23 protein-coding genes are annotated in these 21,300 nt (G+C 41.2%); 5 read left to right on the top strand and 18 right to left on the bottom strand.

What is annotated here, in order from left to right; genetic code table 11:
• Positions 1 to 10: 10 nt before the first annotated feature.
• From V7K46_RS23500 to V7K46_RS23465, 8 genes are all read right to left on the bottom strand, one after another.
• On the bottom strand, positions 11 to 1,465 hold the full coding sequence (locus V7K46_RS23500) for a glycoside hydrolase 100 family protein (RefSeq protein WP_335117593.1): 1,455 nt from the start codon (positions 1,463 to 1,465) through the stop codon (positions 11 to 13).
• A gap of 559 nt (positions 1,466 to 2,024) precedes the next feature.
• Positions 2,025 to 3,773: a DnaJ domain-containing protein gene (locus tag V7K46_RS23495; RefSeq protein WP_335117339.1), complete on the bottom strand. Its 1,749-nt coding sequence runs from the start codon at positions 3,771 to 3,773 to the stop codon at positions 2,025 to 2,027.
• Positions 3,774 to 3,901: 128 nt separating this feature from the next.
• Positions 3,902 to 4,273: an HNH endonuclease gene (locus V7K46_RS23490; RefSeq protein WP_335117337.1), complete on the bottom strand. Its 372-nt coding sequence runs from the start codon at positions 4,271 to 4,273 to the stop codon at positions 3,902 to 3,904.
• A gap of 89 nt (positions 4,274 to 4,362) precedes the next feature.
• A complete protein-coding gene (locus V7K46_RS23485) occupies positions 4,363 to 4,533 on the bottom strand; it encodes a hypothetical protein (RefSeq protein WP_335117335.1) in 171 nt (56 codons plus the stop codon).
• A 33-nt stretch (positions 4,534 to 4,566) separates the two neighbouring features.
• The gene (locus V7K46_RS23480; RefSeq protein WP_335117333.1) at positions 4,567 to 4,776 is read right to left on the bottom strand and encodes a hypothetical protein; all 210 of its coding nucleotides are present in this window, start codon (positions 4,774 to 4,776) and stop codon (positions 4,567 to 4,569) included.
• A 163-nt stretch (positions 4,777 to 4,939) separates the two neighbouring features.
• A complete protein-coding gene (locus V7K46_RS23475; protein WP_335117331.1) occupies positions 4,940 to 5,152 on the bottom strand; it encodes a type II toxin-antitoxin system HicA family toxin in 213 nt (70 codons plus the stop codon).
• Positions 5,149 to 5,406, bottom strand: a complete 258-nt coding sequence (locus tag V7K46_RS23470) for a type II toxin-antitoxin system HicB family antitoxin (RefSeq protein ID WP_335117329.1) — start codon at positions 5,404 to 5,406, stop codon at positions 5,149 to 5,151. The genes V7K46_RS23475 and V7K46_RS23470 overlap by 4 nt, the downstream gene beginning before the upstream one ends.
• A complete protein-coding gene (locus V7K46_RS23465) occupies positions 5,406 to 5,606 on the bottom strand; it encodes a hypothetical protein (RefSeq protein WP_335117327.1) in 201 nt (66 codons plus the stop codon). Before V7K46_RS23465 ends, V7K46_RS23470 begins: the two co-directional genes overlap by 1 nt.
• A gap of 182 nt (positions 5,607 to 5,788) precedes the next feature.
• Between V7K46_RS23465 and V7K46_RS23460 the strand changes: the two genes are divergently transcribed.
• Entirely contained in the window at positions 5,789 to 6,982 is a 1,194-nt protein-coding gene (locus tag V7K46_RS23460; RefSeq protein WP_335117325.1) for a Coenzyme F420 hydrogenase/dehydrogenase, beta subunit C-terminal domain, read from the top strand.
• Positions 6,983 to 7,113: 131 nt separating this feature from the next.
• On the opposite strand, the gene V7K46_RS23455 is transcribed toward V7K46_RS23460, so the two are convergent.
• The 4 genes from V7K46_RS23455 to V7K46_RS23440 all read right to left on the bottom strand — a co-directional run bounded on the left by V7K46_RS23455 (position 7,114) and on the right by V7K46_RS23440 (position 8,553).
• Entirely contained in the window at positions 7,114 to 7,476 is a 363-nt protein-coding gene (locus V7K46_RS23455) for a hypothetical protein (protein ID WP_335117323.1), read from the bottom strand.
• Positions 7,477 to 7,708: 232 nt separating this feature from the next.
• A complete protein-coding gene (locus V7K46_RS23450) occupies positions 7,709 to 7,987 on the bottom strand; it encodes a hypothetical protein (protein WP_335117321.1) in 279 nt (92 codons plus the stop codon).
• 30 nt (positions 7,988 to 8,017) lie between these two features.
• Entirely contained in the window at positions 8,018 to 8,170 is a 153-nt protein-coding gene (locus V7K46_RS23445) for a hypothetical protein (RefSeq protein WP_335117319.1), read from the bottom strand.
• Between the two features lie 74 nt (positions 8,171 to 8,244).
• Entirely contained in the window at positions 8,245 to 8,553 is a 309-nt protein-coding gene (locus tag V7K46_RS23440) for a hypothetical protein (protein WP_335117317.1), read from the bottom strand.
• 306 nt (positions 8,554 to 8,859) lie between these two features.
• On the opposite strand from V7K46_RS23440, the gene V7K46_RS23435 reads away from it, so the two are divergent.
• Both V7K46_RS23435 and V7K46_RS23430 read left to right on the top strand, forming a co-directional pair.
• Positions 8,860 to 9,546, top strand: a complete 687-nt coding sequence (locus V7K46_RS23435; protein WP_335117314.1) for a toll/interleukin-1 receptor domain-containing protein — start codon at positions 8,860 to 8,862, stop codon at positions 9,544 to 9,546.
• A gap of 48 nt (positions 9,547 to 9,594) precedes the next feature.
• The gene (locus V7K46_RS23430) at positions 9,595 to 10,707 is read left to right on the top strand and encodes a tetratricopeptide repeat protein (RefSeq protein WP_335117311.1); all 1,113 of its coding nucleotides are present in this window, start codon (positions 9,595 to 9,597) and stop codon (positions 10,705 to 10,707) included.
• A gap of 296 nt (positions 10,708 to 11,003) precedes the next feature.
• Here the strand turns inward: V7K46_RS23430 and V7K46_RS23425 are convergent, their stop codons facing one another.
• From V7K46_RS23425 to lepB, 5 genes are all read right to left on the bottom strand, one after another.
• Complete coding sequence (locus tag V7K46_RS23425; RefSeq protein ID WP_335117309.1) at positions 11,004 to 11,624, bottom strand: hypothetical protein; 621 nt, start codon at positions 11,622 to 11,624, stop codon at positions 11,004 to 11,006.
• A gap of 60 nt (positions 11,625 to 11,684) precedes the next feature.
• Complete coding sequence (locus tag V7K46_RS23420) at positions 11,685 to 13,418, bottom strand: R3H domain-containing nucleic acid-binding protein (RefSeq protein WP_335117307.1); 1,734 nt, start codon at positions 13,416 to 13,418, stop codon at positions 11,685 to 11,687.
• Between the two features lie 429 nt (positions 13,419 to 13,847).
• Complete coding sequence (gene ldpA / locus V7K46_RS23415; RefSeq protein ID WP_335117305.1) at positions 13,848 to 15,077, bottom strand: circadian clock protein LdpA; 1,230 nt, start codon at positions 15,075 to 15,077, stop codon at positions 13,848 to 13,850.
• Between the two features lie 139 nt (positions 15,078 to 15,216).
• Entirely contained in the window at positions 15,217 to 16,008 is a 792-nt protein-coding gene (locus V7K46_RS23410) for an MOSC domain-containing protein (protein WP_335117591.1), read from the bottom strand.
• Between the two features lie 192 nt (positions 16,009 to 16,200).
• Complete coding sequence (lepB, locus tag V7K46_RS23405) at positions 16,201 to 16,842, bottom strand: signal peptidase I (protein ID WP_335117303.1); 642 nt, start codon at positions 16,840 to 16,842, stop codon at positions 16,201 to 16,203.
• A 407-nt stretch (positions 16,843 to 17,249) separates the two neighbouring features.
• Between lepB and V7K46_RS23400 the strand changes: the two genes are divergently transcribed.
• Entirely contained in the window at positions 17,250 to 18,569 is a 1,320-nt protein-coding gene (locus tag V7K46_RS23400; RefSeq protein WP_335117301.1) for a dihydroorotase, read from the top strand.
• A 562-nt stretch (positions 18,570 to 19,131) separates the two neighbouring features.
• Entirely contained in the window at positions 19,132 to 20,301 is a 1,170-nt protein-coding gene (locus V7K46_RS23395; protein ID WP_335117299.1) for a patatin-like phospholipase family protein, read from the top strand.
• A gap of 502 nt (positions 20,302 to 20,803) precedes the next feature.
• Here V7K46_RS23395 and tsaE read toward each other — a convergent pair.
• Positions 20,804 to 21,259, bottom strand: coding sequence for a tRNA (adenosine(37)-N6)-threonylcarbamoyltransferase complex ATPase subunit type 1 TsaE (gene tsaE / locus V7K46_RS23390; protein WP_335117297.1), 456 nt, complete (start codon positions 21,257 to 21,259; stop codon positions 20,804 to 20,806).
• Positions 21,260 to 21,300 lie beyond the last annotated feature (41 nt).

Below are 21,300 nucleotides of genomic sequence, written 5' to 3'. Positions count from 1 at the left end.
CTTAACTTCCCTATCGAGTCATATACGGATCTACACTGGCGATTTCTAACTCACATGCTCTAGAAACCTGTTCTGCTGGTAATTTCCCAAAGCTGATTAACGGCAAATAAGTGGGGTTTGCCATCAGTTCTTTTGCTAATAAGAACCCAGTAATTGTCCAAGTTTGATATTTCCTAGCTTGTTTCCCAATCAGTCGCCCTTTCTTACCGTCGTAATACTCTGGCCATTCATCTGTACTGAGCCGTCCTTGGGCAGTTTCAATAGCCTTTTGTGCAAGACCTATTTTGTTAGTTTTCATAGCCGCAGCTGCCAACATCCACATTAAAACTGGCCAACTACCAGCATTATGATACGACCAGGGGATATTTTTTGGATCACATCCAGTTACAATTCTGTATTCTTCATGTTCCAAAGCTGGGAAACAAATTTTCATTGGCATATCTCCCACCAAATCTTCCCATCGTTCCTCAATGAGAGTCATAATTGCTTGTGACTGTTCTTCGGTGGCTAAGTCGGAAATGATTGCCATTAAGTTTCCCAGTGAAAAGAAGCGAGTATCTAGCTGCGAGGGCCCAACATTACCTGCTAGATAACCACCTTTTTTTGACAGCCACTTATCTAATTCATAATAGGGAACAGAATCTACATATATGTTGAACAGATTAACAGCACCCTTGCCATATTCTTCACTTTTGAAGTGATAAATTGCATTCAAGCGATTAATATCTATCCAATAATGCTGGCGAATATGAGCACATAAAAGAGGCAAACGGTTATCAATAGCTGCAACAATATCGGAATTTCCTTGACAAATTAGCAGTTCACGAGATGCACGCAATGCCGTGTAAAAAAGAACTTGTAGTTCTAGAGGATGCCCATAAATGCCCATCCGACGGTCAATCATACAAGCACCATCTGGAACCAACAGCGTTGGGTACATATCAAAACGATTCGCCAAGCAGATTTCCATGATTAACCTGATTCCGTTTTGGAATTCAGGTTGATAGACTAGAGAAAAATCTTCTGTGGCGACTACATAAGCACGCAACAAAATAATCCACCATAGGCAAGAATCTACAGGTGTAACTCTAGCGATCGCATGTTCACCAAAGTCTGCTTCTAAATATTCTTGCCCATTTTCTGATACAACTTTAAAACTAGCTGGTATTAATCCTCGTCCCGGCTTATAGGCGTCTAATGCCTTTTCTTTAGGCTGTAACTTTAAGGTTTCTTCTAAGAAATTGCGAACAATATCTGTTCTACCTTTGATCAAAAAAATTAGACCGGCAGAGACAAAATCCCGAACAAAGCACTGGTCATAATTGAGCGCTGCTACAGATGCATCATAAGCGGCTACCGTACCAACAGGGCGGCCTTGATAGTAGAGAATTGATTTTTCTAGTGCTTGCCACGCTGCTTCCACTTCTTTTAAATTTTCAGTAGTTTCCAATTCGTTTAGGTGCATCGCCAGAATAACTCCATTTGGGTTGTGAATTTGTGGTAGATGCGTCTTCATTTATTATTTTGCTATTCTCAGCATAACAAAAACGCTTTTTTGAATAGCAAATATAATTTACAGAAAAATTAATCAATTAACTATAAATAAATCTGCTGACATTGATGTAGGTTTATTGCTAGTTAATTTGCTTATAATCGATTACTCTTTGGGTTAATTATAGTTGTTGTTCTTCACTACAAGCACTAATATAATTCTTAAAAAGAGTCACACAAGATATAATATTTTTAGATGATTTTTTGTTCCGTTTCATGTCCGGAATCTTTGCTTTACTAAACAAAAATATATCTTCAGTACTGTTTAGTGTTTGTGTTAAATTAAAACTGGTTGCAGTATATTTACTTGAGCCGGATTAGTTTTTGACACTAAGAGGTCAGATTATTCCCCTATAATCTAATAATTTATAACTTTTTTTCAGAATATGCAAGATAAATGCTTTAAAAGTTTAAGATGTCAATACTTCCGAAGAGTTATATATTTTACCTTACTGACATTTGTCAGCGTTTAACTACTCCTGGAATTCTTTATAAGCTTGATTAATTGCTTGCATTGAAGCTTTTGCAATCGCAGAACTGTTGACATCAGGATGACACAATCTTGCTAATCGAAGGTAGGCAAGTTTTACAACATTAGCATTATCACTCTGATCTACACCCAAGACTTCCCACCATTCCCCAGATAATACAGAGTCGAGATTAAATTTATCAAAGCTTTGCATTTGACTCCAAATCTTGATGCTTGCGCCATTACCGCCACTTACCAGCGTCTTGCCATTAGGACTGAAAGCAACGGGATTTCGCCCAGAAAGATTTTGTAGTAGTTCCCCAGTATGTAGATTCCAAAGTTTGATAATCCCGTCTCTGCTGGCACTGGCGAGAGTTTTTCCATCGGGGCTGATGGCAACAGATAAAACCGCCGCTGAGTGTCCAGTCAGAGTATTGAGTAATTCTCCAGTTTGAAGATTCCACACCTTTATTGTGGTGTCTGTGCTAGCACTAATAAGAGTTTGACTGTTAAGACTAATAACAACTGTATTCACAGCTCCCAAATGTTCAGTGAAAATATAGCGCTGTTGCCAAGTTTTTAAATCCCAAAGCCTAATAGTTTGATCAGCACTACCACTTGCAAGGATTTTGCCATCGGGACTAATGGTGACAGACAAAACCGCATCTGAGTGTCCATTCAAGGTGCGTTTTATTGTTCCCGTGTAGCGTCCCCAAATTCTAATAGTCTTATCGTCAGCACCACTGGCAAGAATTGCCCCATCAGGACTGTAAGCAACCGAGTTAACAAAGCCATTATGACTGTAGGAAGAACTTAAATAAAATAATGTCCGGTGAAATTTTCTTGTGTCCATCTGCCAACTGCTGATTTTGCGGTCAACACTGCCACTTGCAATTTGTTGTCCATCAGGGCTGATAGCAACAGATAAAACTGCTTCTGCTTGTCCAGAGAACGTGTAAAGCCATTTTCCTGTTTTCAAGTTCCACAAATAAACTTGTCTGTCATCACTGCCACTGCTCAAGGTAGTACCATCAGGACTGATAGCGATCGCATTAACTGCCCCTAAGTGGCCCTTGAGTGTGCGAACACATCTCCAGCTTTCAGGTAAGTGGGTTGTCAGAGATATTCTTTCTGCTTCAATATTGGGAGTAGAAAGTTTAGGGGTAACAAATTTTGATTTTTTCTTGAATTTAGCTTTGAACGCCTGTAACTCAGCTTCGACTTCCAAAGCAGCAAATTTTTGGTTGAAATCCTCACCAGAGAAAAATGCTTCTAATTCCATCACTGCTTCTGAATAGTAATCCATTAGCAAAACTTTCTCTTCCATTCGCTCAAAAAGCTGTACTGGAGTTTCGCTAATTTCAGATTCATCTAACAGTTTGGCAATACCATAGGCGGCGAGTCCCACCACTGCACCAATTCCCGCCATCGGGACTGCACCAATACCAAATGCCAGCCCTACTTTAGGTGCGACTAAACCCATATTACCGACGACGCTATAAACACCAGCACCGCCGACTGCACCAATTCCCATCGCACCGAAAGCAGCAGCATCTCCCTGTGCGATCGCTTTGAAAGCGCCATAAGCAGCTGCACCAGCCACAGCGCCAGTACCGACTACAGGAGTTGCACCAATGCCGACTGCACCAAATCCGCCTGCTAGTCCCATCCCGCCTACAGTTGCGGAAACACCAGCACCTGCAATGGTTCCGCTTGCAATAAATGCTGCGCCTGTTTTAGAGTTTTGTGTCACTGGTTTTTGTTTTTGAAGAGGAACAAATTAGGAAGAAAGCATAAAGTCTTTTGAGAATAGCAAATACCCTCCAGTAAATTAACTGAAGGGCTATCTATAATATTTGACGAAGATTTTATCTTTTATATTCAGCTACTTGCACCTTTACCACGATTGCAGTCAAAACACAGCGTTTGCAAGTTACTAATGTCGTTAGTGCCTCCTTTAGAAAATGGCTCTTTATGATCAACTTCTAGAGTGACTTCTGCTGGGCTTTTACCACAAGAAACACATTTATCATTATCTCTTCGCAGAACAGCAAAACGAACTGATAGAGGAATATGACGCGATCGCTTTTTTGCTTCCTGTTTGAGTTTAGATTGGGATTTGGGCGTAGCAAGTTTTTTAGCCTTCAGCTTCGCAGGTTTGTCAGCTTTTTGACTGTTAGCTTGATTAATCCAATCCCGAATCACACCCCGTACAAGTTTTTGAAGTGGATTAGGAGGCTTGCTTGAAGTCATCCATTAGATACCAGGCAAGCGTTTGTTGTCTGTGCCGTTAAAGTGCTTATGCGCTTTGTAGCCTGCGTAGCCGACACCGCCTACAACTCTCATACAACAAATGTTGCTGGAATAGCAATGGTGGCTGTAGTAGTTAATCCTATAGCGCCTAATATTCCAGGAGCAGCAACAGGAATTCCTATTTCGATTGCGCCAGCACCAGCAGCAGCACCTACTGCCCCTGCTATTGCGCCTAAAAAATTCTTGTCGTGATTATCCATTTATATTTACCGTTTATATTTATCGTCTTTACCTTATTCAAAAAGTTTCTTTAAACCGTAAGCTGCCAATCCCACAACTGCACCAGCTGCGACAACGGGTGCTGCACCAATAGCGACAGCCGTTCCTCCAACTGCTAAACCCATACCTCCAACTGTTGCAGCTACTCCTGCACCTGCTGCTGCTCCACCTGCTGCGAATGCTGCTGCTTCTTGGGCATCATTTTCCTTATGTTTTTTAGGCATTGCCTTAAGACTTCCATTTACTATAGTTATCAAAAAAGTAACAGAAGCTTTCTCTAAACGGCATTTGTGCTTTTACTTAAATCTTAAATTAACTTCTTGTGAAGCATAAAAAGCCAAAATACTCAAATTCACCAAGCTTATTTATATAAAATTCAAACTGTTATCACAAATCTTCAGGTGTTAAACCTGTCACTTTAGCAATTCTTGCTAACATACTAGGCCCAATTTCTTGACCATCATGAAAGGCAAACACAAAATCAGCCCAATCAGGGCGTGTCAGAATTTTATGCGAACCTGACTGGCGTTTAATCTCCCAACCAATACGCAGCAACGCAGCTAGGACACGCTTTGCCTTTGTGCTAGACCACTCACTCATGCTGCGGCAAATGAAACGCTCACTAGCTCTGGAGTTACTTCTCCATGTTCCAGCTTATCTGCTAACACACGCAGAGCTAATGCTTGAACTCTAGCAACTGCTTCTTCTGGTGTCTGACCGTAAGCCAGTACACCAGGAAAACCAATCACTTCAGCCAGAAAGCGTCCATCCTTTTCTTGTTCAATCTCTATCGTGAAGTTCATAGGTAAGCTAGTGATTGTAATAAAAGCGATTCCTGGATAAAACAAACGCATCAAATTGCTCGACAGTTCCCCGCCTCGAACTCAGCGATCGCCTCCTGTGCAAAAGCTTCCAGTTTGCCATCAGCAATGTCTTTCTCAAATTGTTCATCCCACCGTTGATAGTCTAAATCAGCAAACCATTCAAGGAGCTTCTGATACTCGTTAGGTGACAGTTGCAGAATCGCGGACTCAATTTGCTCAAGCGTCAGCATAAGGATACATCACCTTTAATCTAAGCAAATTATAGCTTGCTCAACTAATGATCTTGACGCAGTAAAACCAATCATTTCTGCTTATTGCGTCCATTCTCTTCTTGTTCAATCTCTATCGTGAAGTTCATAGCTAGTGAAGGTATTGTAATAAAAGCGATTCCTGGATAAAACAAAAAATTTATATGACCTCAGTTTCTCCTCACAAAAAAGCCAAAGCCTTAAAACCTACTAGCCGCCGCCCTGCGAAAGAACTCTGTAGCGAGTGCGGACTATGCGATACATACTATATTCACTATGTCAAGGAAGCCTGCGCTTTTATTAATCAGCAAATAGGCGAACTTGAAGAAGAAACGCACACGCGATCGCGCCATCTCGACAACCCCGATGAGCTGTACTTTGGTGTTCACCAAGACATGATCGCGGCGCGGAAACAACAGCCGATCGAAGGCGCACAATGGACGGGTATTGTTAGCAGCATTGCCATTGAAATGCTCAATCACGGCATAGTTGAAGGTGTCGTCTGCGTGCAAAACACTAAAGAAGACCGCTTTCAACCTATGCCGATCATCGCCCGGACTCCAGAAGAAATACTAGCAGCGCGGGTAAATAAACCAACACTTTCTCCGAACCTTTCTGTATTGGAACAGATAGAGAAATCGGGGATGAAGCGGCTGTTGGTAATTGGTGTTGGTTGCCAAATCCAGGCATTACGAGCCGTAGAAAAACAACTTGGCTTAGAGAAGCTGTATGTTTTGGGTACGCCTTGCGTAGATAATGTTAACCGCGCCGGACTGCAAAAATTCTTAGAAACCACCAGCCGATCGCCTGAGACAGTTGTGCATTACGAATTCATGCAAGACTTCCGGGTTCACTTCAAACATGAGGATGGCTCATCAGAAACAGTGCCTTTCTTTGGCTTGAAGACAAACCAACTCAAAGATGTCTTTGCCCCATCCTGTATGAGTTGCTTTGATTACGTCAACTCCCTAGCAGATTTAGTCGTTGGCTACATGGGCGCACCCTTCGGCTGGCAATGGATTGTAGTTAGAAATGACACAGGTAAGGAAATGCTAGATTTGGTGAAAGACCAGTTAGATACCCAACCAGTCATGTCTAAAGGCAACCGGAAGGAAGCTGTACAGCAAAGCATTCCCGCTTACGATAAAGGCGTTACCCTCCCGATGTGGGCAGCAAAACTGATGGGTGTGGTCATCGAAAAAATCGGCCCCAAGGGTTTAGAGTATGCGCGGTTTTCGATTGATTCTCACTTTACTCGGAATTATTTGTATGTGAAGCGAAATCATCCAGAAAAATTAGAAGCCCACGTTCCAGAGTTTGCCAAGCGTATTGTTGGGCAATATAAGTTACCAGAATAATGTTTACCGTTTATGTAAAATATATCTAAGCCAAGCCGGCTTGGCTTAGATACGGACAAACTTTTATACTAAATAGTAAAAGCTTGTTTGTAATTTTCTGCTCAGGGACAGTAGTTAATATTTAGTAATTATTAAGATTGCTTAGAACTTAATCGCTTACGGGCTAAAGTAACTGCTTTGACATTCTCGGTAATTAAAGCTACTTGACCACATAATCCAACTAGATTACTTACTCTTTTCATTTTTCCAGTATCTTTTTCTTCGTATGAAACTATACCTAATATAAAAGCAGCGACAAATACATATCCGAGAATTTTTAGATTATTTACTCCTCTGTTGAGATAAATCATGGTAGCAAGGGGAAGAAAAAATGTTAACACACCAGCAACGATAGGGCTTTTTTGTGCTAGTTCTTCAGTTCTGCTTATATCTCTTTTAGTTGGGAGGAAAGGATTCCAAGGAGAGTCTGGGGTTTGATTAAAGTCAGTTGTCATTATTTAAGTACTTTTGACAATTAAAAGGTTTGCTTGTATACCTAAATAGTTCAATATAAACATGATTTTTGGCTTCAGAGTCAACACGGTTTTTATTTACAAGTTTTTGTAATACAAAACGTGAAATTACTGATAAATAACTGTAATAAGTATAAAATGCAATATTGAATGAAGGAAGAAAGCTATAGGGCAAAATCTTCTTAAGCCTCTCCCCATGCTCCCCATTCTCGACTCAGTTGTAACTACTGGCTTGACGAGTAAACATCAGGTGATACTGTCCGCCTAGTGCGATCAGTTCGTCATGAGTACCTACCTCGATAATTTGACCGTGTTCTAGTACTACTACTCGGTCTGCTAGTTTTGCCAAAGCGAGGCGATGGCTGACTACAACGGCTATTCTCCCCTTCGCCAAGGTACGCAAAATGTTGTAAATTTCATGTTCTGTTTTTGGATCAAGGTTTGCTGTTAACTCGTCAAGGATGAGTAGTTCGGCTGAAGACAGTCGCAGCAAAGCACGAGCGATGCTTACAGCGGGCTACGCCTACGCTAACCTCTGCCATTGTCCCCCTGATAGATCAATACCGCTTTCTAGTTGTTTGCCTAAGAGAGTTTCCAAACCGTGATCGAGGTTTTGAATTACTCTAGCCAAACCAGCCTTGGCGATCGCTTCGGTAATGGCGAGATCATCCTGCATTTTAGCTAAATCCCCAAAAGCAACATTTTCTCCGCACGGTAGTCGGAAAACGAGTGTAATCTTGCATAACTACATCAATCCGCGATCGCAAATCTTGCCCATTCCAAATAATCCACCAAATTCACCAGCAGTGAACCTGCAATACTGGAGAGTAGCAGCGGTTGAGAAAGTATCAAGGCGATCGTATTCTGCCTTGTCGCGATGCTCAATAAGCGAGTAATTTCATCAATGATCACCTTGTTGAGCCAAATAGCGATCGCTGGGCTTGAACCACCCAGTAATGTCAAAATTGTCACGTAGCGTAGCTCCTTTGGAACTACCTGCATTACCATTGCCACACTGCGGCGAAATGCTTGAAATTGAGAAATTTCAATTATTTGCATATAGTTTAAAGTAGCAAATAATCGCAAAATTCCCAGATTTTGTGATCTCAATTTCAATGAGTAGCAAATGCGAGCGCACTGATATCAAGCTAATAGCAGACATTAGTGATCTTGCAAGTAATTTTGTAGAATTATTTAAGATAGTGTTTATACTAATATTAAATGTTAAGTATAAAATAATACACAATTAAATATCTAACATTCAAAATGGCTAAAAGCTTAAGTACTGAACAGCAGCAGCGGTTGCAGAAACGGTGGGAAGCACTTGATGCTGAGTCTGAACAGCGATGCGAAAAATTAAAGCGGTTGCGAATAGATTGGGCTATTGAAGCAGGTACGGCAGTAAAATTTCAATTAGAAAAACAGATTCAAGATGAAGAGGCTAAACTGAACGATATCGATCGGCAGTTAAATGATATTGAAGCACAATTACAATTGCTTTCTCATACAAAAATAATCCCACACAGTATATCCCAGAGAAAAGTACATCAAACTTGTGAAGTACTAGGGAACACTGAAGCCATCGAAGTTTTTTTATATCACTCTCAACAAGATGAAAAGCTCCGAAAGAATCTAGAAAAATCTATCCATAATATGGAGATCCAAGGCAATATTAAGATTTGGGATAAAAGCAAAATAAGAGCAGGAAAAAATATTAATATTGAAATTAATAAAAAACTGAATTTAGCCAATATAATTATCCTACTTATTAGTCCAAATTTTATGGTGGATTACCACCAATCTGAAGTTAAAGAGGCAATAGAAAGATGCTATGCAGAAGGAACTAATGTCATTCCCATTTTACTCATTCCTGTTGCAAGTTGGCAGAGTCTAAGATTGGGAAATTCTCAGCTTGGCAACCTCCAGTATTTACCCAAGAATGGCAAGTTTGTAACTGACAGTAGATTTTGGAAAAATCAGAATGAAGCATTCGTTCTGATTGCTGAAGAATTTGCAGAAGCAGTCAAGCAAATAGCAGCCGAAACAGATTAAATACGGATATTGAAAATTTTCGCATAAAAGCTACGTAAATCGGAATTTATGTCTTTCTTGCTGACATCTACCAGAACTATAAAACTTTTTTTTGTCCACTCTAACTCCCGTGATGATCAAAAATTGCGAGTAAAACTAGAACCGCACCTTAGTGGTTTGGAACCACTAAGAGTAAGTATAAACTGGCATAAAAGTCAAAGGTTGGCTGGAAGAGACTGGAAACAGGAAAGTTACCAACACCTGAATACATCTGAAGTCATTGTACTCCTGGTTAGTCCAGACTTTTTGGCAGAAGATGATTGTAAGAAAATTACGAGGCGGGCGATGGAGCGGCACAACGCTGAAAAAGCCTGTGTAATCCCTGTTAAACTCCGGCTAATTGATAACTGGCAAGCTACACCATTCGGGCATTTACAGTGTTTACCTGACAATGGTGAACCTATAACTAGTAAGTATTGGCCAAGGCAGGACGATGCATTTGTAAATATTGTTGGAAATATTAGGCAAGAAGTCGAGAAAATACAAGAAGGGCAACAACAACTACAACTGATTCGAGAACAACAAAAATCGGAAATTTTTACATCTATCAATCGGTTTATTTCCAACCACTCTTTGAACCAAATTATTAGAGGTATAAATATACCGATTTTTTCAGTTGGTATTGCTGCTAGTATTATTGGAATTGCAGTGTTATTGGTATTTTGTAATTCCTCACCACAGATGCAGGTCAATAACTTATTAATTCAGGGACAAGATAAACTTGATAGACGAGATTACCAAGGAGCATTTGAAGACTATACCGAAGCTATTAAAATTGCTCCTAAAAATATTAACGCTTACATAAAACGTGGTCATGCTCGCCATTTTCTCAAAGATTATCAGGCAGCAATTAAAGATTATACCCAAGCTATTAAAATTGCCCCTAAAAATGTTAATGCATACATAAAACGTGGAGATACTCAATATTCTATAAAAAAATATCAGGCAGCAATTGATGACTATACTACAGCTATTCGCCTTTCTCCTGACTTAGCTAATGTCTATGAAAATCGTGGTTTTGTTTATGATAAGAACTTACTAAATAAAGAACAAGCAATTAAAGATTATCAAAAGGCAGCGACTCTATACAAAAGACAAGGAGCAAAAGATAAACTAAACTAAAAGAAATGCGTTTTAGGCTCAAGAGGCTTCAGCAGAAAAAGTCCCGGTTTTCCAATTAAATATATCTTAACTCAACCAAATTGGATAATGAGGATAAACAAAAATCACCTTTTACTTATCCACAAAATAAGTAATACGATCGCACGCTTAACTAAAAATGTGATCGCCTTCCATTAATTTCTCAATAAGCCTCATTAAGAGTGCCAATAATTAGTTAGGAGAATTATATCTTGATCTCCATCAGAATATGATAATTCAAAAGCTCATTAGTGATGACTTTGTACTGGTTGAGTAAATTAACAACAATCAGAAGCTGACTGTGACTGAATCATCCACACTAAAATACCTAAGACTTGCTCTACTGGAGGAATTAAGTATTCAGTTAAATCAATAGTTACAGTATTGTCCTTCAACTTAAGGAAAGTCCACAAGTTGCCACTAGTAACACTACCGTAGATAATGGCAATAGTTTTTTCGTATTTGGCATTAAACCTTTGGGCGGCGATCATTTCTGCAATACACTGCCCCAAACCACCTTTGAGATTTTCCTTTTTGGCTTCCACAATCACCACTGCTGGGGCTTCAATAAATAACTGTTCTGGCGAAATGCTAATCATAAAGTCGCAAAATCCCGCCAGTCCAACTTCTGGTTCAACATTAAATTCTTCTCCAGAAAAAAAACTGATTTGTCTGTTGAGAATTTTTCGGACTTCAAACAATATTGGGCTGATAATCAATTCTGATCTAGCTTTCTCAGAACCCATTGCAATTGCTAACTGGATACTTTCTGCTAAAAATTCAGCCAGCAGGGGACTAGGTGAGATTGATTCTATAGGAGGTAAAAATCGCCCACCTTCTACTAAGGTGAGATTAAAGTCTTGTTTTACTTTTCTTAAAGAAAACTCTCTATAGGACATTAAGTTAAGTGTCTCCTAGTGACATCCCCTCTCCGTTTCGGAGAGGGGTTGGAGGTGAGGTTACGCCGGATAAATCCGCAATCTTCTATTTGGTTCTTCACCAAAACTATGCGACTTGAGGCGATAATGTTCTACCAACTCATGTTGCATTTTGCGGACTTGCGGAGAACGCGGCAATAACTCGACTGGCTGTCCTTTAGGAATCACAATTTGCTCAACAGCAAGTCTGGCTTCTTCAAGAGCGTCCATCTCATCATCGCTACCACTGTGCAAAAACAGTTGCAGTTCGCGGTCATCAGCCATTTCTGGGTCGTCCATGTTCAGCAACCGCCGCAGACCACGGGTAATTTGGGGAATGGTGCTGGACTTAATCATGTGGATGGGTACATGACGGGCTTTGGCCATTTGGCGTAATTTGGCGTGGTTTTTGACGTGCGATCGCAGTGCTAAAATTGCATCAGCACTATCTATATCTTTTGTCAATACCACGGGTAAAGTTAGCACGCTGATTACCTGTTCTAGTTGATGGCGGCTGACGCCATAGGGGTAAACATGCAGTGGCAAATCTTCACCATTAGGCCCTGGCTGTCTGGTAGCAGCACCTAAATCAATGCTCTCCGAATAATTGAAGGATTCATCTAGCAAACGGTCAAACTCACTCTGCCCAGTCACCCGCTCTACTGGCAATTGCGGCAGTGCTACCATTTGCCCAGATGAACGCCAGCCATTAGACGGTCGCGCCGGTGGGAAAGATTCCTCCACTGTCGCTAGCTGTCCACCGCGACCGTTGACAACGGCTAACTGCCTTGTAACCCCGACTTTGCCGTGGTCATCAACAGTTCTCGTTTGTGGGGTAGGCTGACGGCCCCGCAGCAGATTATCTACAGTGTCAGCAACACTTTCGTGTACTGTCCAGCGTTGCCGTTCCAACATTTCCACAGCAATCTCGAAGGTAGGAGGCGCTTTCCGCTCCAAAACAGTCTTTTGAGAACCCCGGCGTCTGGCTTCGTCGTCTCCCAGTGTCACAGCTTGGATACCCCCAACTAAATCAGCAAGGGTGGGGTTTTTAATCAGATTTTCTATCTGATTCCCGTGGGCAGTACCTACCAACTGTACACCCCGTTCAGCAATGGTACGAGCCGCTAAAGCTTCCAGTTCCGTGCCAATTTCATCAATGACAATGACTTCTGGCATATGGTTTTCCACTGCCTCAATCATCACCTGATGCTGTTGTTCTGGATGAGCCACTTGCATCCGCCTAGCGCGACCAATGGCGGGGTGAGCAACATCACCATCCCCAGCTATTTCGTTAGAGGTGTCAATAATCACCACTCGCTTATCCAGTTCATCCGCCAAAACACGGGCAATTTCCCGTAAGGCAGTAGTTTTGCCCACGCCTGGACGCCCTAGCATGAGAATCGATTTACCAGTTTCTACCAAATCGCGGATCATGCCAATGGTTCCGAATACCGCCCGACCAACGCGACAGGTCAAGCCAATAATCTTACCCGTGCGATTGCGGATGGCGCTGATCCGATGCAAAGTTTGCTCAATTCCTGCCCGATTATCTCCGCCAAAGATTCCGACTCGTTGAATGCAATCATCTATCTGTTCTTGAGTAACGGGTACTTCGCTCAGATACTCAGCTTGATTGGGAAAGCGAGCCTCTGGGCGACGACCCAAATCCAAAACCACTTCTACTAAACTATCTCGTTTGGGATGACTCTCTAGTACTTGTTGCAAATCTTGGGGCAAAATGTCTAATAACTTTTGGAGATCGTCTGTAATCGTCATGCTTTATATGGTGACGGAAACAACAGCAAATGAATACTTTCAGCCTTTAACTGTTCTCAAGCGCTCACTTCATGCTCAAACTCCCTACCTTCACTATACGAGCATAAATTGCTAGTATGATTTAATACTCATGATTTATGCTTAACAAATGCTCACTCTCTCAACCTATCGGGGAATGAGGGACAAAAGCATACCTCTATCTTATATCTCTAAAGTTGTTGAAGTAATAGTCTAAGAACTTTCACTACGTGGAACCTACAAAAAAACCCCAACCTTTTTAGGGTCGAAGACTAGGTGCGTTACGGTTGTAAACTGATTTACGAATTTTGAACCAGCGCAACCAAAGCGCGAGGAATCGTTAACTGACCAATCAAGTTTCAGATTTGCGTGCAGGAGAACCCGTTCTGGGTAATTGTCCTGAGCAATAAATTAACGCTCCTGCTGTAACTTGATTTGGGAAACGAGAGAATGGGCAAGTTCTACAGCTTGCCAAAGTAATCCGTCATCTTCTTCTAGGCGAACAGTCGCCTTAATGTTACTGTTAGTTACCTCCTTATTCTCTAATTGATCGAGAATCGGTGACAGCAGTACACGGGCGTAGCTACCGTAGGCAACCCCAGCAATTTTGGATTTTGGACTTTCCTGCGGAACGCTACGCGTAGCTTGCTTCCCCGTAGGAGTACGGCATGAGCGCTCAGTCGAACGATTTTGGATTTCAGATTGTGGATTGGCGTCTTCTAATCCAAAATCTAAAATCGGCAATCTAAAATCGTTTAGCAGTCCCATTGCCTTTAACTTAGCAACCGTATAGCTATTAGTGCCGCCTGCTAACTGCACATATCCCGGTAATTTAGCTGCCAAAACTTTTTGCCCTAATTTCACCGCGGCTATTGTAGTGCCATCGCCAATATCGCCGCTCATGGGGCGACCGTCGGTTTGCCATATTAAAGCACTCTTGAGTGGGGCAATCAGGTCATATATTGCTTTTAGGTAGTCAGTCATCCCATCGCCATCAGGACAGCTGATCGCTAGTACCTTTAATTGGTCGGCCCACGGTGAAATTGCTTGCCACAATCGCTGAAATTCTGCCAACCGCCCTACTTGTGTATGGATTTCTACGGCATCTACTCCCGTTGACATTATCAATGGCGCGATCGCTCCCGGCGTTGTCACATATGAAGATGTATAAATTCTACCATATGGACAAATTGGTATGCAACGACCGCAGCCATAGCACTTTTCGGATACTACTCCCGAAAAGTCTTCTTTTTTATTGTTAAATATGATTGCTTGTGCCGGACAAATCCGTTCACAGGGTCTAGGGCAATCTACAGGACACTCAGTAGGATTAAATTCTGCTTTCCGAAAATGGGGGTCTTCTCCATCGTTCAGGCTGACCATCAAAAAAGGTGAATTGCCTTTGTAGTCAAAGCCTCGCTTTTGGGCGTCTCTAGCAAGAGTTCTGGCTACTTGTAGCGCTGCTTGCGCCGCTGCAATTACTGCTGGGTCGGCTGCAACATCTATGCAGTCAGCGCCCGCCAAAGTATAGGCTAACGTTAAATTTCTGACTGCGGACAAATGCTGGAAGCTGGCTCCGCAGATCAGCTTGAACCAGTCACCTTGTTTGAGAGATTGTAAAGGGGCGAATAGATCAGTCACACTTACTTGATTTTCCAGTTTCAAAATCTCTCAACTTGTACAAAAACCTGTATTTAACTACAACAATTTTAAAATTTTCACGCAAATAAATGATAAAAACAAAAAAAATTTACTTTGTATTTTTTATTTCAAATAAATGTTAATTTTCTTGTGGAAGTGTGTTAACCTCATCGCCGATTTGTAAAATTTTTCCAGATGAAGATGGGGGTAATTGGGTATTGACACTCAATCTGTAAAAGTGATTAAAAGGCGATGAAGCAACCCAATCTGGCAAGGTTGCTTGCCGCTGGTTCGCAAAGATTTTTTGAAAGTTTGGGTAAGCTTCCCCTAAGTAAGAATCGCGTGTTGGGACTATACAACGCTGACATGGCTTAACCCCAAAAAAGTGGACATCTCCCACTTGAAAAGAAAACAAATCACCTTGTTCACTAAATAGCTGATCTTCCCAAAATGCTGGTACACCATCAATCTCAATGTTGGCACGCATCCGACGGCGCATCTCATCTACACTTAAACCGGGAAACCAAGAAGCTACCTCTGCCAACGTTGCTGTACTAATTACCGTTGAACCTGGTGCAGATGTATCGTCAGGAAAGCCCATCAGAGAGTTTTGCCTGAATGTGACAGCAAACCCAAAAAAATCACTCAAAGTTGCTTCTAGCGCTTGCCGTTCGTCATCCAGATGAAAAATTTGTTGTGAGTCGCCGTCTGGGATTTGTAGCGAGATAGTTCTATTGAAGAGTGCAAATTGCGCCCTTAGTAAATGGATTTTAGCATGACGCTTGGCATTGACAAATTTACCCTGTTCGTCAAAAATGGCAAACTCACGGTCATACTGTAGTGCGCCACTGGCAAGAACTCCAGCGTTCTCAACTTCGACACCATCCAGTGACTTAACTGGATACACTAAAATCTTGGCTAGGTAAGGCATCATAGCAATTTTGAATTTTAGATTTTGCGAAAAGTTGTCAGGAGAGCCACTGCGTTGCGCGGGTTAAGAGCGTTGTAACAAGTCCCTCCCTAGCAAACTTTTCAAGACGGATTTTGGATTAAAGATTGGTGATCTAGCAGTTCTCAATCTAAAATTCTTTTGTTACTTATCCACCTTAGTAATATTGTTAATTTATGGATATAGTGGCGATTTATCTATTCCTCCAACATGATTTAGAGGCCAGAAGCGAACTATAGCCCGTCCAATAATATTCTGGCGGGGGACAAGACCCCAGCAGCGGCCATCATAACTATTGTTACGATTATCACCTAGCACTAAGTATGAATCGGCTGGTATAGTCTGGAGTTTTGCCAAAAAAGGTGGCTGTGGCCCTGATTGGCAAACATCAATTACTGTGCTCTGCCCAGAACTGAGGTAATTGGCTTCTGAGAGGGGTTTGTTGTTAATATAGACTTTGCCATCTCTAAGTTGTACTTTTTCTCCAGGTAAGCCAATTACCCGTTTAATAAAAGCATCCTGGTATTGTTCTTTCTGTAGTTCTTGCGTAGGTGAAAATACTACAATATCTCCCCTCTGCGGGTCAGCAAATTTATATTTCAACTTATCGACAATGATTTTGTCTGCCTCCCACTGGTTTGGCGTACCATGCAGAGTCGGTTCCATCGATCCAGAAGGAATCCAGCGTGCTTCAGCAACAAATGTACGAATTCCCAGAGCTAGAACAATGCTCAATACAATTGTTCTACCTAGCTCTGCGATCCAAGAATTATCAGGTTGTTGACTAGAATTGTTATCAGGCACTTGATTTTGCATGAAATTACTTAACTGAACGAAAGATGTAGGTAATTAACTCGCCTAGTGAGACTTTATTTGTTAATCTTAACGGGAAAACTTTAATTTCCTAATCATGTTCGCATCTTGACTACCAATTTTAGATTGTGGATTTGAGATTTTGGATTGGGGGTGTCTCTTATGGATCATGACTCGCCTTTGGTGGGTGAAACCAATGTAAAATCCCCAAGCCGCATCCCTTCTAGGGTACAGTCAATACAAAATCCTAAATCTAAAATCCAAAATTGATTGACGGTCTTCTTCATAAATTAAAAATAAACTTTTTTTTAAGACACAGCAAAAATTGGTTACTCCGAGCGCGAATAAGTTTAATCTAAAAGCATGGTTCTCTGTAATACATAGCTCCCTGTCTGAACAAAGTTAACTCTATGTCATCCCCACAAAATTTACTGATTCGCCGCGCTCGCATAATTCTACCCAATGGTGAACTGATGATTGGGGATGTGTTGACGCGCGATCGCCAAATAGTCGAAGTTGCCCCAGAAATCTCCCAAACAGCACTAGTCACTGAAATTGACGCACAAGGGTTAACTTTGTTGCCAGGAGTTATCGATCCGCAGGTGCATTTTCGGGAACCTGGATTAGAACATAAGGAAGATTTATTCACCGCCAGTTGTGCCTGTGCTAAAGGCGGAGTCACTTCTTTTTTAGAAATGCCCAATACCCGCCCCCTGACAACGACACAGCAGGCTTTAGACGACAAGCTAGAACGTTCCTCCCACAAGTGCTTGGTTAATTATGGCTTTTTTATTGGGGCAACAGCAGAGAATCTCCCAGATTTGCTTTTGGCAAAGCCAACACCAGGAATTAAGATTTTCATGGGGTCGATGCATGGTCAGTTGCTGGTTGATGGCGAAACAGCACTCTCGACGATATTTGCTAAAGGCTCGCGCTTGATTGCCGTTCATGCCGAAGACCAAGCTAGAATCAATCAACGACGCCAAGAATTTGCCAACATCCACGATCCAGCTGTTCACTCGCAAATTCAAGATAATCAAGCGGCCTTGCTTGCAACCCAACTGGCATTAAAACTTTCTCAAAAATATCAACGTCGTCTGCATATTCTGCACATGTCAACTGCGGAGGAAGCAGATTTGCTGCGTCAGGAGAAACCTAGTTGGGTAACAGCAGAAGTGACACCACAGCATTTATTGTTGAATACTAGTGCTTATGAGAAGATTGGTACATTAGCACAGATGAATCCACCTTTGCGATCGCCCCACGATAACGAAGTTCTCTGGCAAGCTTTGCGCGATGGCGTGATTGATTTCGTCGCTACAGATCACGCGCCGCACACCTTAGAAGAAAAAGCTCAAGAATACCCCAATAGTCCTTCGGGAATGCCTGGGGTGGAAACTTCCCTAGCTTTAATGTTAACTGCGGCGATGGAGGGAAAGTGTACTGTTGCTCAAGTTGTGAACTGGATGTCTAAAGCTGTAGCTGTGGCCTATGGTATTCCCAATAAAGGAGCGATCGCACCTGGTTACGATGCCGATTTAGTGCTTGTAGATTTAAACACATACCGTCCAGTTCGGCGTGAGGAACTTTTAACCAAGTGCCGTTGGAGTCCCTTTGAAGGCTGGAACCTCACCGGCTGGGCTACAACCACTATTGTCGGTGGTGAGATAGTTTATGACAAAGGCCAGGTAAATACGCAAGTCCGGGGTCAAGCTTTAACTTTCTTATAGCAAATATTTATTTAAGCTTACGCAATAGACAAATAATTATACATCAAAGTCATACTTTAACTGGCAAGATTTTCATCTACTAGAGTTAAGGTTAGTAGTATGTCAAGTTGAAATTGATGGGTAAGCAAGTTCGTAGTTAGGACTTTAGTCCTAATTTTCTAAGTATTAAAGTGCTTACTACAAACCCTCAAAACTAGCTTGACAAAGTACTAGACCTTGCTTGATTAATTAACTTGTCGCTTTATCCGAAATTGCGACTTGAAACTTTGAATTTATCAGTGTCTTAGGTAAAAAACATTGTACCTCCGGCCACTCTCAATACAATTCAGATCAGAAGACTCCCACTTCCATTTACCCCCTCTCTAAAGAGTAAATGGAGGAAAATAGCCCCCTTTCCAAGGGAAAGCAGTGCATTGCAAAAGAATTCTGTCATAACTTTGGAGAGTTCCTTCCCTTGTTGTACTTCAAAGGAGAATCTGCTATGAAAGCAACTGGATAGCTTCCAGGGATCTTCGAGAGCTAAATAAGGTAACGGAACCTAGAAATAATTAAGGAGAATTTTATGTCCTTCAAAATTTTGGCTTTAGACGGTGGTGGTATTCGTGGAGTCATCGCAGCACGAATACTTCAACAAGTAGAACAAGAAATAAGAAATCAGGGGAAAGGAAACTTTTTACACGAATACTTTGACCTGATCGCTGGTACTTCTACTGGTTCAATATTAGCAGGAGGGATTGCTATAGGAAAGGAGAGTGATGAATTGATTAAACTATATAGAGATAGAGCTAAAGATATATTCCCGCCAGATAGAAAACGCTATAAAAACTTGCCGTTCATTAAACCAATTCTTGATGTATTTTCAGCACCTAAATATTCTCATGATGGAATTATTAGTGCCCTCAAAGATGCGTATAAATCCACCAGAATAAAGGATATTGAAAAACCTATTATCTTGATTCTTGCTTACGATACGCTATATCGTAATACAACCTTTTTTACAAATTGTCATCCCGATTTAGGAGACAGATGGTACGATGACTGTTATTTATGGGAAATATGTACTGCTTCTGCCTCAGCTCCCACTTTTTTTCCACCATATAAATTAGAACCTGTAGATAAACAAAAATTTGGTGATTGGGAATTTCCGCACATTGATGGAGGAGTTTCTGCTAATAACCCCTCTCTTGCAGCTTTGAGTTTAGTTATGAGGATCAGTCAGTCTTCAATCTCTCCAACAATCAAGCAAAAATATAAACTTGATCATCTGCAATTGGAAGATATTTCTATCCTTTCTATTGGCACAGGTCAAACTGGTGAACCATATCAATATGAGCAAATAAGCAAATGGAGAGGCTTAGACTGGGTAGAACATATTTCTAATATCTTTATGGAACCTACATCTGAGATTGGTAGTACGATTTGCCGACAAATCATGGGTGGATACGATTCTAAACGTTACTTACGGCTTCAGTTTGACTTAAATGAGACATTTAAACCCAAGCCAAAAGAGACTTATAAAGATCCTCGGATTGTATTACCTCCAGAAGCTCGGAAAAACCGATTTACAGGGCAAAAAGTCACTGAAGAAATAGATAACAGTAGTTCAGAGATTATTCAGCAGTTAATAGATACTACCTCTGCATTCATTGATAAAGGTCTTACGTACTATACCAGAGACGACTCCGGTTCTCAGGTGAAAAAGGCGATCGCTTCTTTCATTAAAGATAACTAGTGCATCCACGTAGGCATATTAACCTCAACTAATTTAGGAGAAAATATCTCGTGTTTCTACGATAATTATGTAGAAACACGAGATATTTTAGTTTAATTGTTTTTGATGTCAGTGCTAATTACAGATGTGAACATAAAAATCATTTGCTAGTTAAACTTATTTAAAATAATTTAAAAATTTCTCAAATAATTTCTTTATTTGTATATATTTTGAATCTAGCTTGGGAATACTAAGTGTAAGGAAAGTTAGACGAATTATACAGAACTTGATTGTTGTTTAACTTTTCTCTTTTAGCTTTAACTGAACTTGATTGCAAAATATCTGCTGTTGAACAATTCTTTCGTTTATTTTTGGTTGAGATAACAATGTTAGTGATTTACAATGGTGAGCGTGGTAGTGGCAGATAGGACGAGTGGGGAGTTCTCCCTCGACTATTTGCAGAAATTTTCTAGTGTTGTGATTAAAAAAGTGAAATTCCCCGTATGTAAGTCGGGAGATGAGCTTAAATCGCGGCAATGACTTCGCTAATGGTACAATTGAATGGTATAAGTTCGACTTGACGTGTACCCCCATGCCCATAAGTCAAACTCACACTTAGATAACTATCTGGCTTGTAGGGTAATCGTTCCGCCCATTCAACTGCCACAATTCCTGGTATGACCTCAACACCTTCCCAGTAACTTTCTAAATTCAGGGCTGCAACTTCTTGTGGCTCTAAGCGATATAAATCTAGATGGTAAAGGGGGAGGCGTCCTTCCGTGTACTCATTAATCAGGGTAAAAGTGGGACTGACAATAGGTTCAGCGATTCCCAAACCCTTGCCAATACCTTGAACTAGGGTAGTTTTCCCAGCACCTAAATCACCTTCTAGTAAAATTACACTGCCAGGAGTTAGGGATTCACTCAGAGTAATACCTAAGCGTAGCATCGCCTCTGTATCTGCAAGAAAGATTTTCATAATTAGTCAAGAGTCAAGAGCAAAGCCGGAGACTTGCGTTG

This window comes from Nostoc sp. (assembly GCF_036917395.1).
Taxonomy (GTDB): domain Bacteria; phylum Cyanobacteriota; class Cyanobacteriia; order Cyanobacteriales; family Nostocaceae; genus Nostoc.
Note: the sequence above shows the minus strand (reverse complement) of the source record. Positions and strands in the feature narration are given on the sequence as shown.

Bases quoted from the DNA above. Each gene is read 5' to 3' on its own strand.
- V7K46_RS23480 (WP_335117333.1), bottom strand. From the start codon at position 4,776: ATGCCTAAAAAACATAAGGAAAATGATGCCCAAGAAGCAGCAGCATTC.
- V7K46_RS23500 (WP_335117593.1), bottom strand. From the start codon at position 1,465: ATGCACCTAAACGAATTGGAAACTACTGAAAATTTAAAAGAAGTGGAA.
- V7K46_RS23445 (WP_335117319.1), bottom strand. From the start codon at position 8,170: ATGCAGGATGATCTCGCCATTACCGAAGCGATCGCCAAGGCTGGTTTG.
- V7K46_RS23465 (WP_335117327.1), bottom strand. From the start codon at position 5,606: ATGCTGACGCTTGAGCAAATTGAGTCCGCGATTCTGCAACTGTCACCT.
- tsaE (WP_335117297.1), bottom strand. From the start codon at position 21,259: ATGAAAATCTTTCTTGCAGATACAGAGGCGATGCTACGCTTAGGTATT.
- V7K46_RS23420 (WP_335117307.1), bottom strand. From the start codon at position 13,418: ATGACGATTACAGACGATCTCCAAAAGTTATTAGACATTTTGCCCCAA.
- lepB (WP_335117303.1), bottom strand. From the start codon at position 16,842: ATGCAAAATCAAGTGCCTGATAACAATTCTAGTCAACAACCTGATAAT.
- V7K46_RS23485 (WP_335117335.1), bottom strand. From the start codon at position 4,533: ATGGATAATCACGACAAGAATTTTTTAGGCGCAATAGCAGGGGCAGTA.
- V7K46_RS23395 (WP_335117299.1), top strand. From the start codon at position 19,132: ATGTCCTTCAAAATTTTGGCTTTAGACGGTGGTGGTATTCGTGGAGTC.
- V7K46_RS23440 (WP_335117317.1), bottom strand. From the start codon at position 8,553: ATGCAAATAATTGAAATTTCTCAATTTCAAGCATTTCGCCGCAGTGTG.
- V7K46_RS23475 (WP_335117331.1), bottom strand. From the start codon at position 5,152: ATGAGTGAGTGGTCTAGCACAAAGGCAAAGCGTGTCCTAGCTGCGTTG.
- V7K46_RS23470 (WP_335117329.1), bottom strand. From the start codon at position 5,406: ATGCGTTTGTTTTATCCAGGAATCGCTTTTATTACAATCACTAGCTTA.
- V7K46_RS23430 (WP_335117311.1), top strand. From the start codon at position 9,595: ATGTCTTTCTTGCTGACATCTACCAGAACTATAAAACTTTTTTTTGTC.
- V7K46_RS23460 (WP_335117325.1), top strand. From the start codon at position 5,789: ATGACCTCAGTTTCTCCTCACAAAAAAGCCAAAGCCTTAAAACCTACT.
- V7K46_RS23425 (WP_335117309.1), bottom strand. From the start codon at position 11,624: ATGTCCTATAGAGAGTTTTCTTTAAGAAAAGTAAAACAAGACTTTAAT.
- V7K46_RS23410 (WP_335117591.1), bottom strand. From the start codon at position 16,008: ATGCCTTACCTAGCCAAGATTTTAGTGTATCCAGTTAAGTCACTGGAT.
- V7K46_RS23400 (WP_335117301.1), top strand. From the start codon at position 17,250: ATGTCATCCCCACAAAATTTACTGATTCGCCGCGCTCGCATAATTCTA.
- V7K46_RS23490 (WP_335117337.1), bottom strand. From the start codon at position 4,273: ATGACTTCAAGCAAGCCTCCTAATCCACTTCAAAAACTTGTACGGGGT.
- V7K46_RS23455 (WP_335117323.1), bottom strand. From the start codon at position 7,476: ATGACAACTGACTTTAATCAAACCCCAGACTCTCCTTGGAATCCTTTC.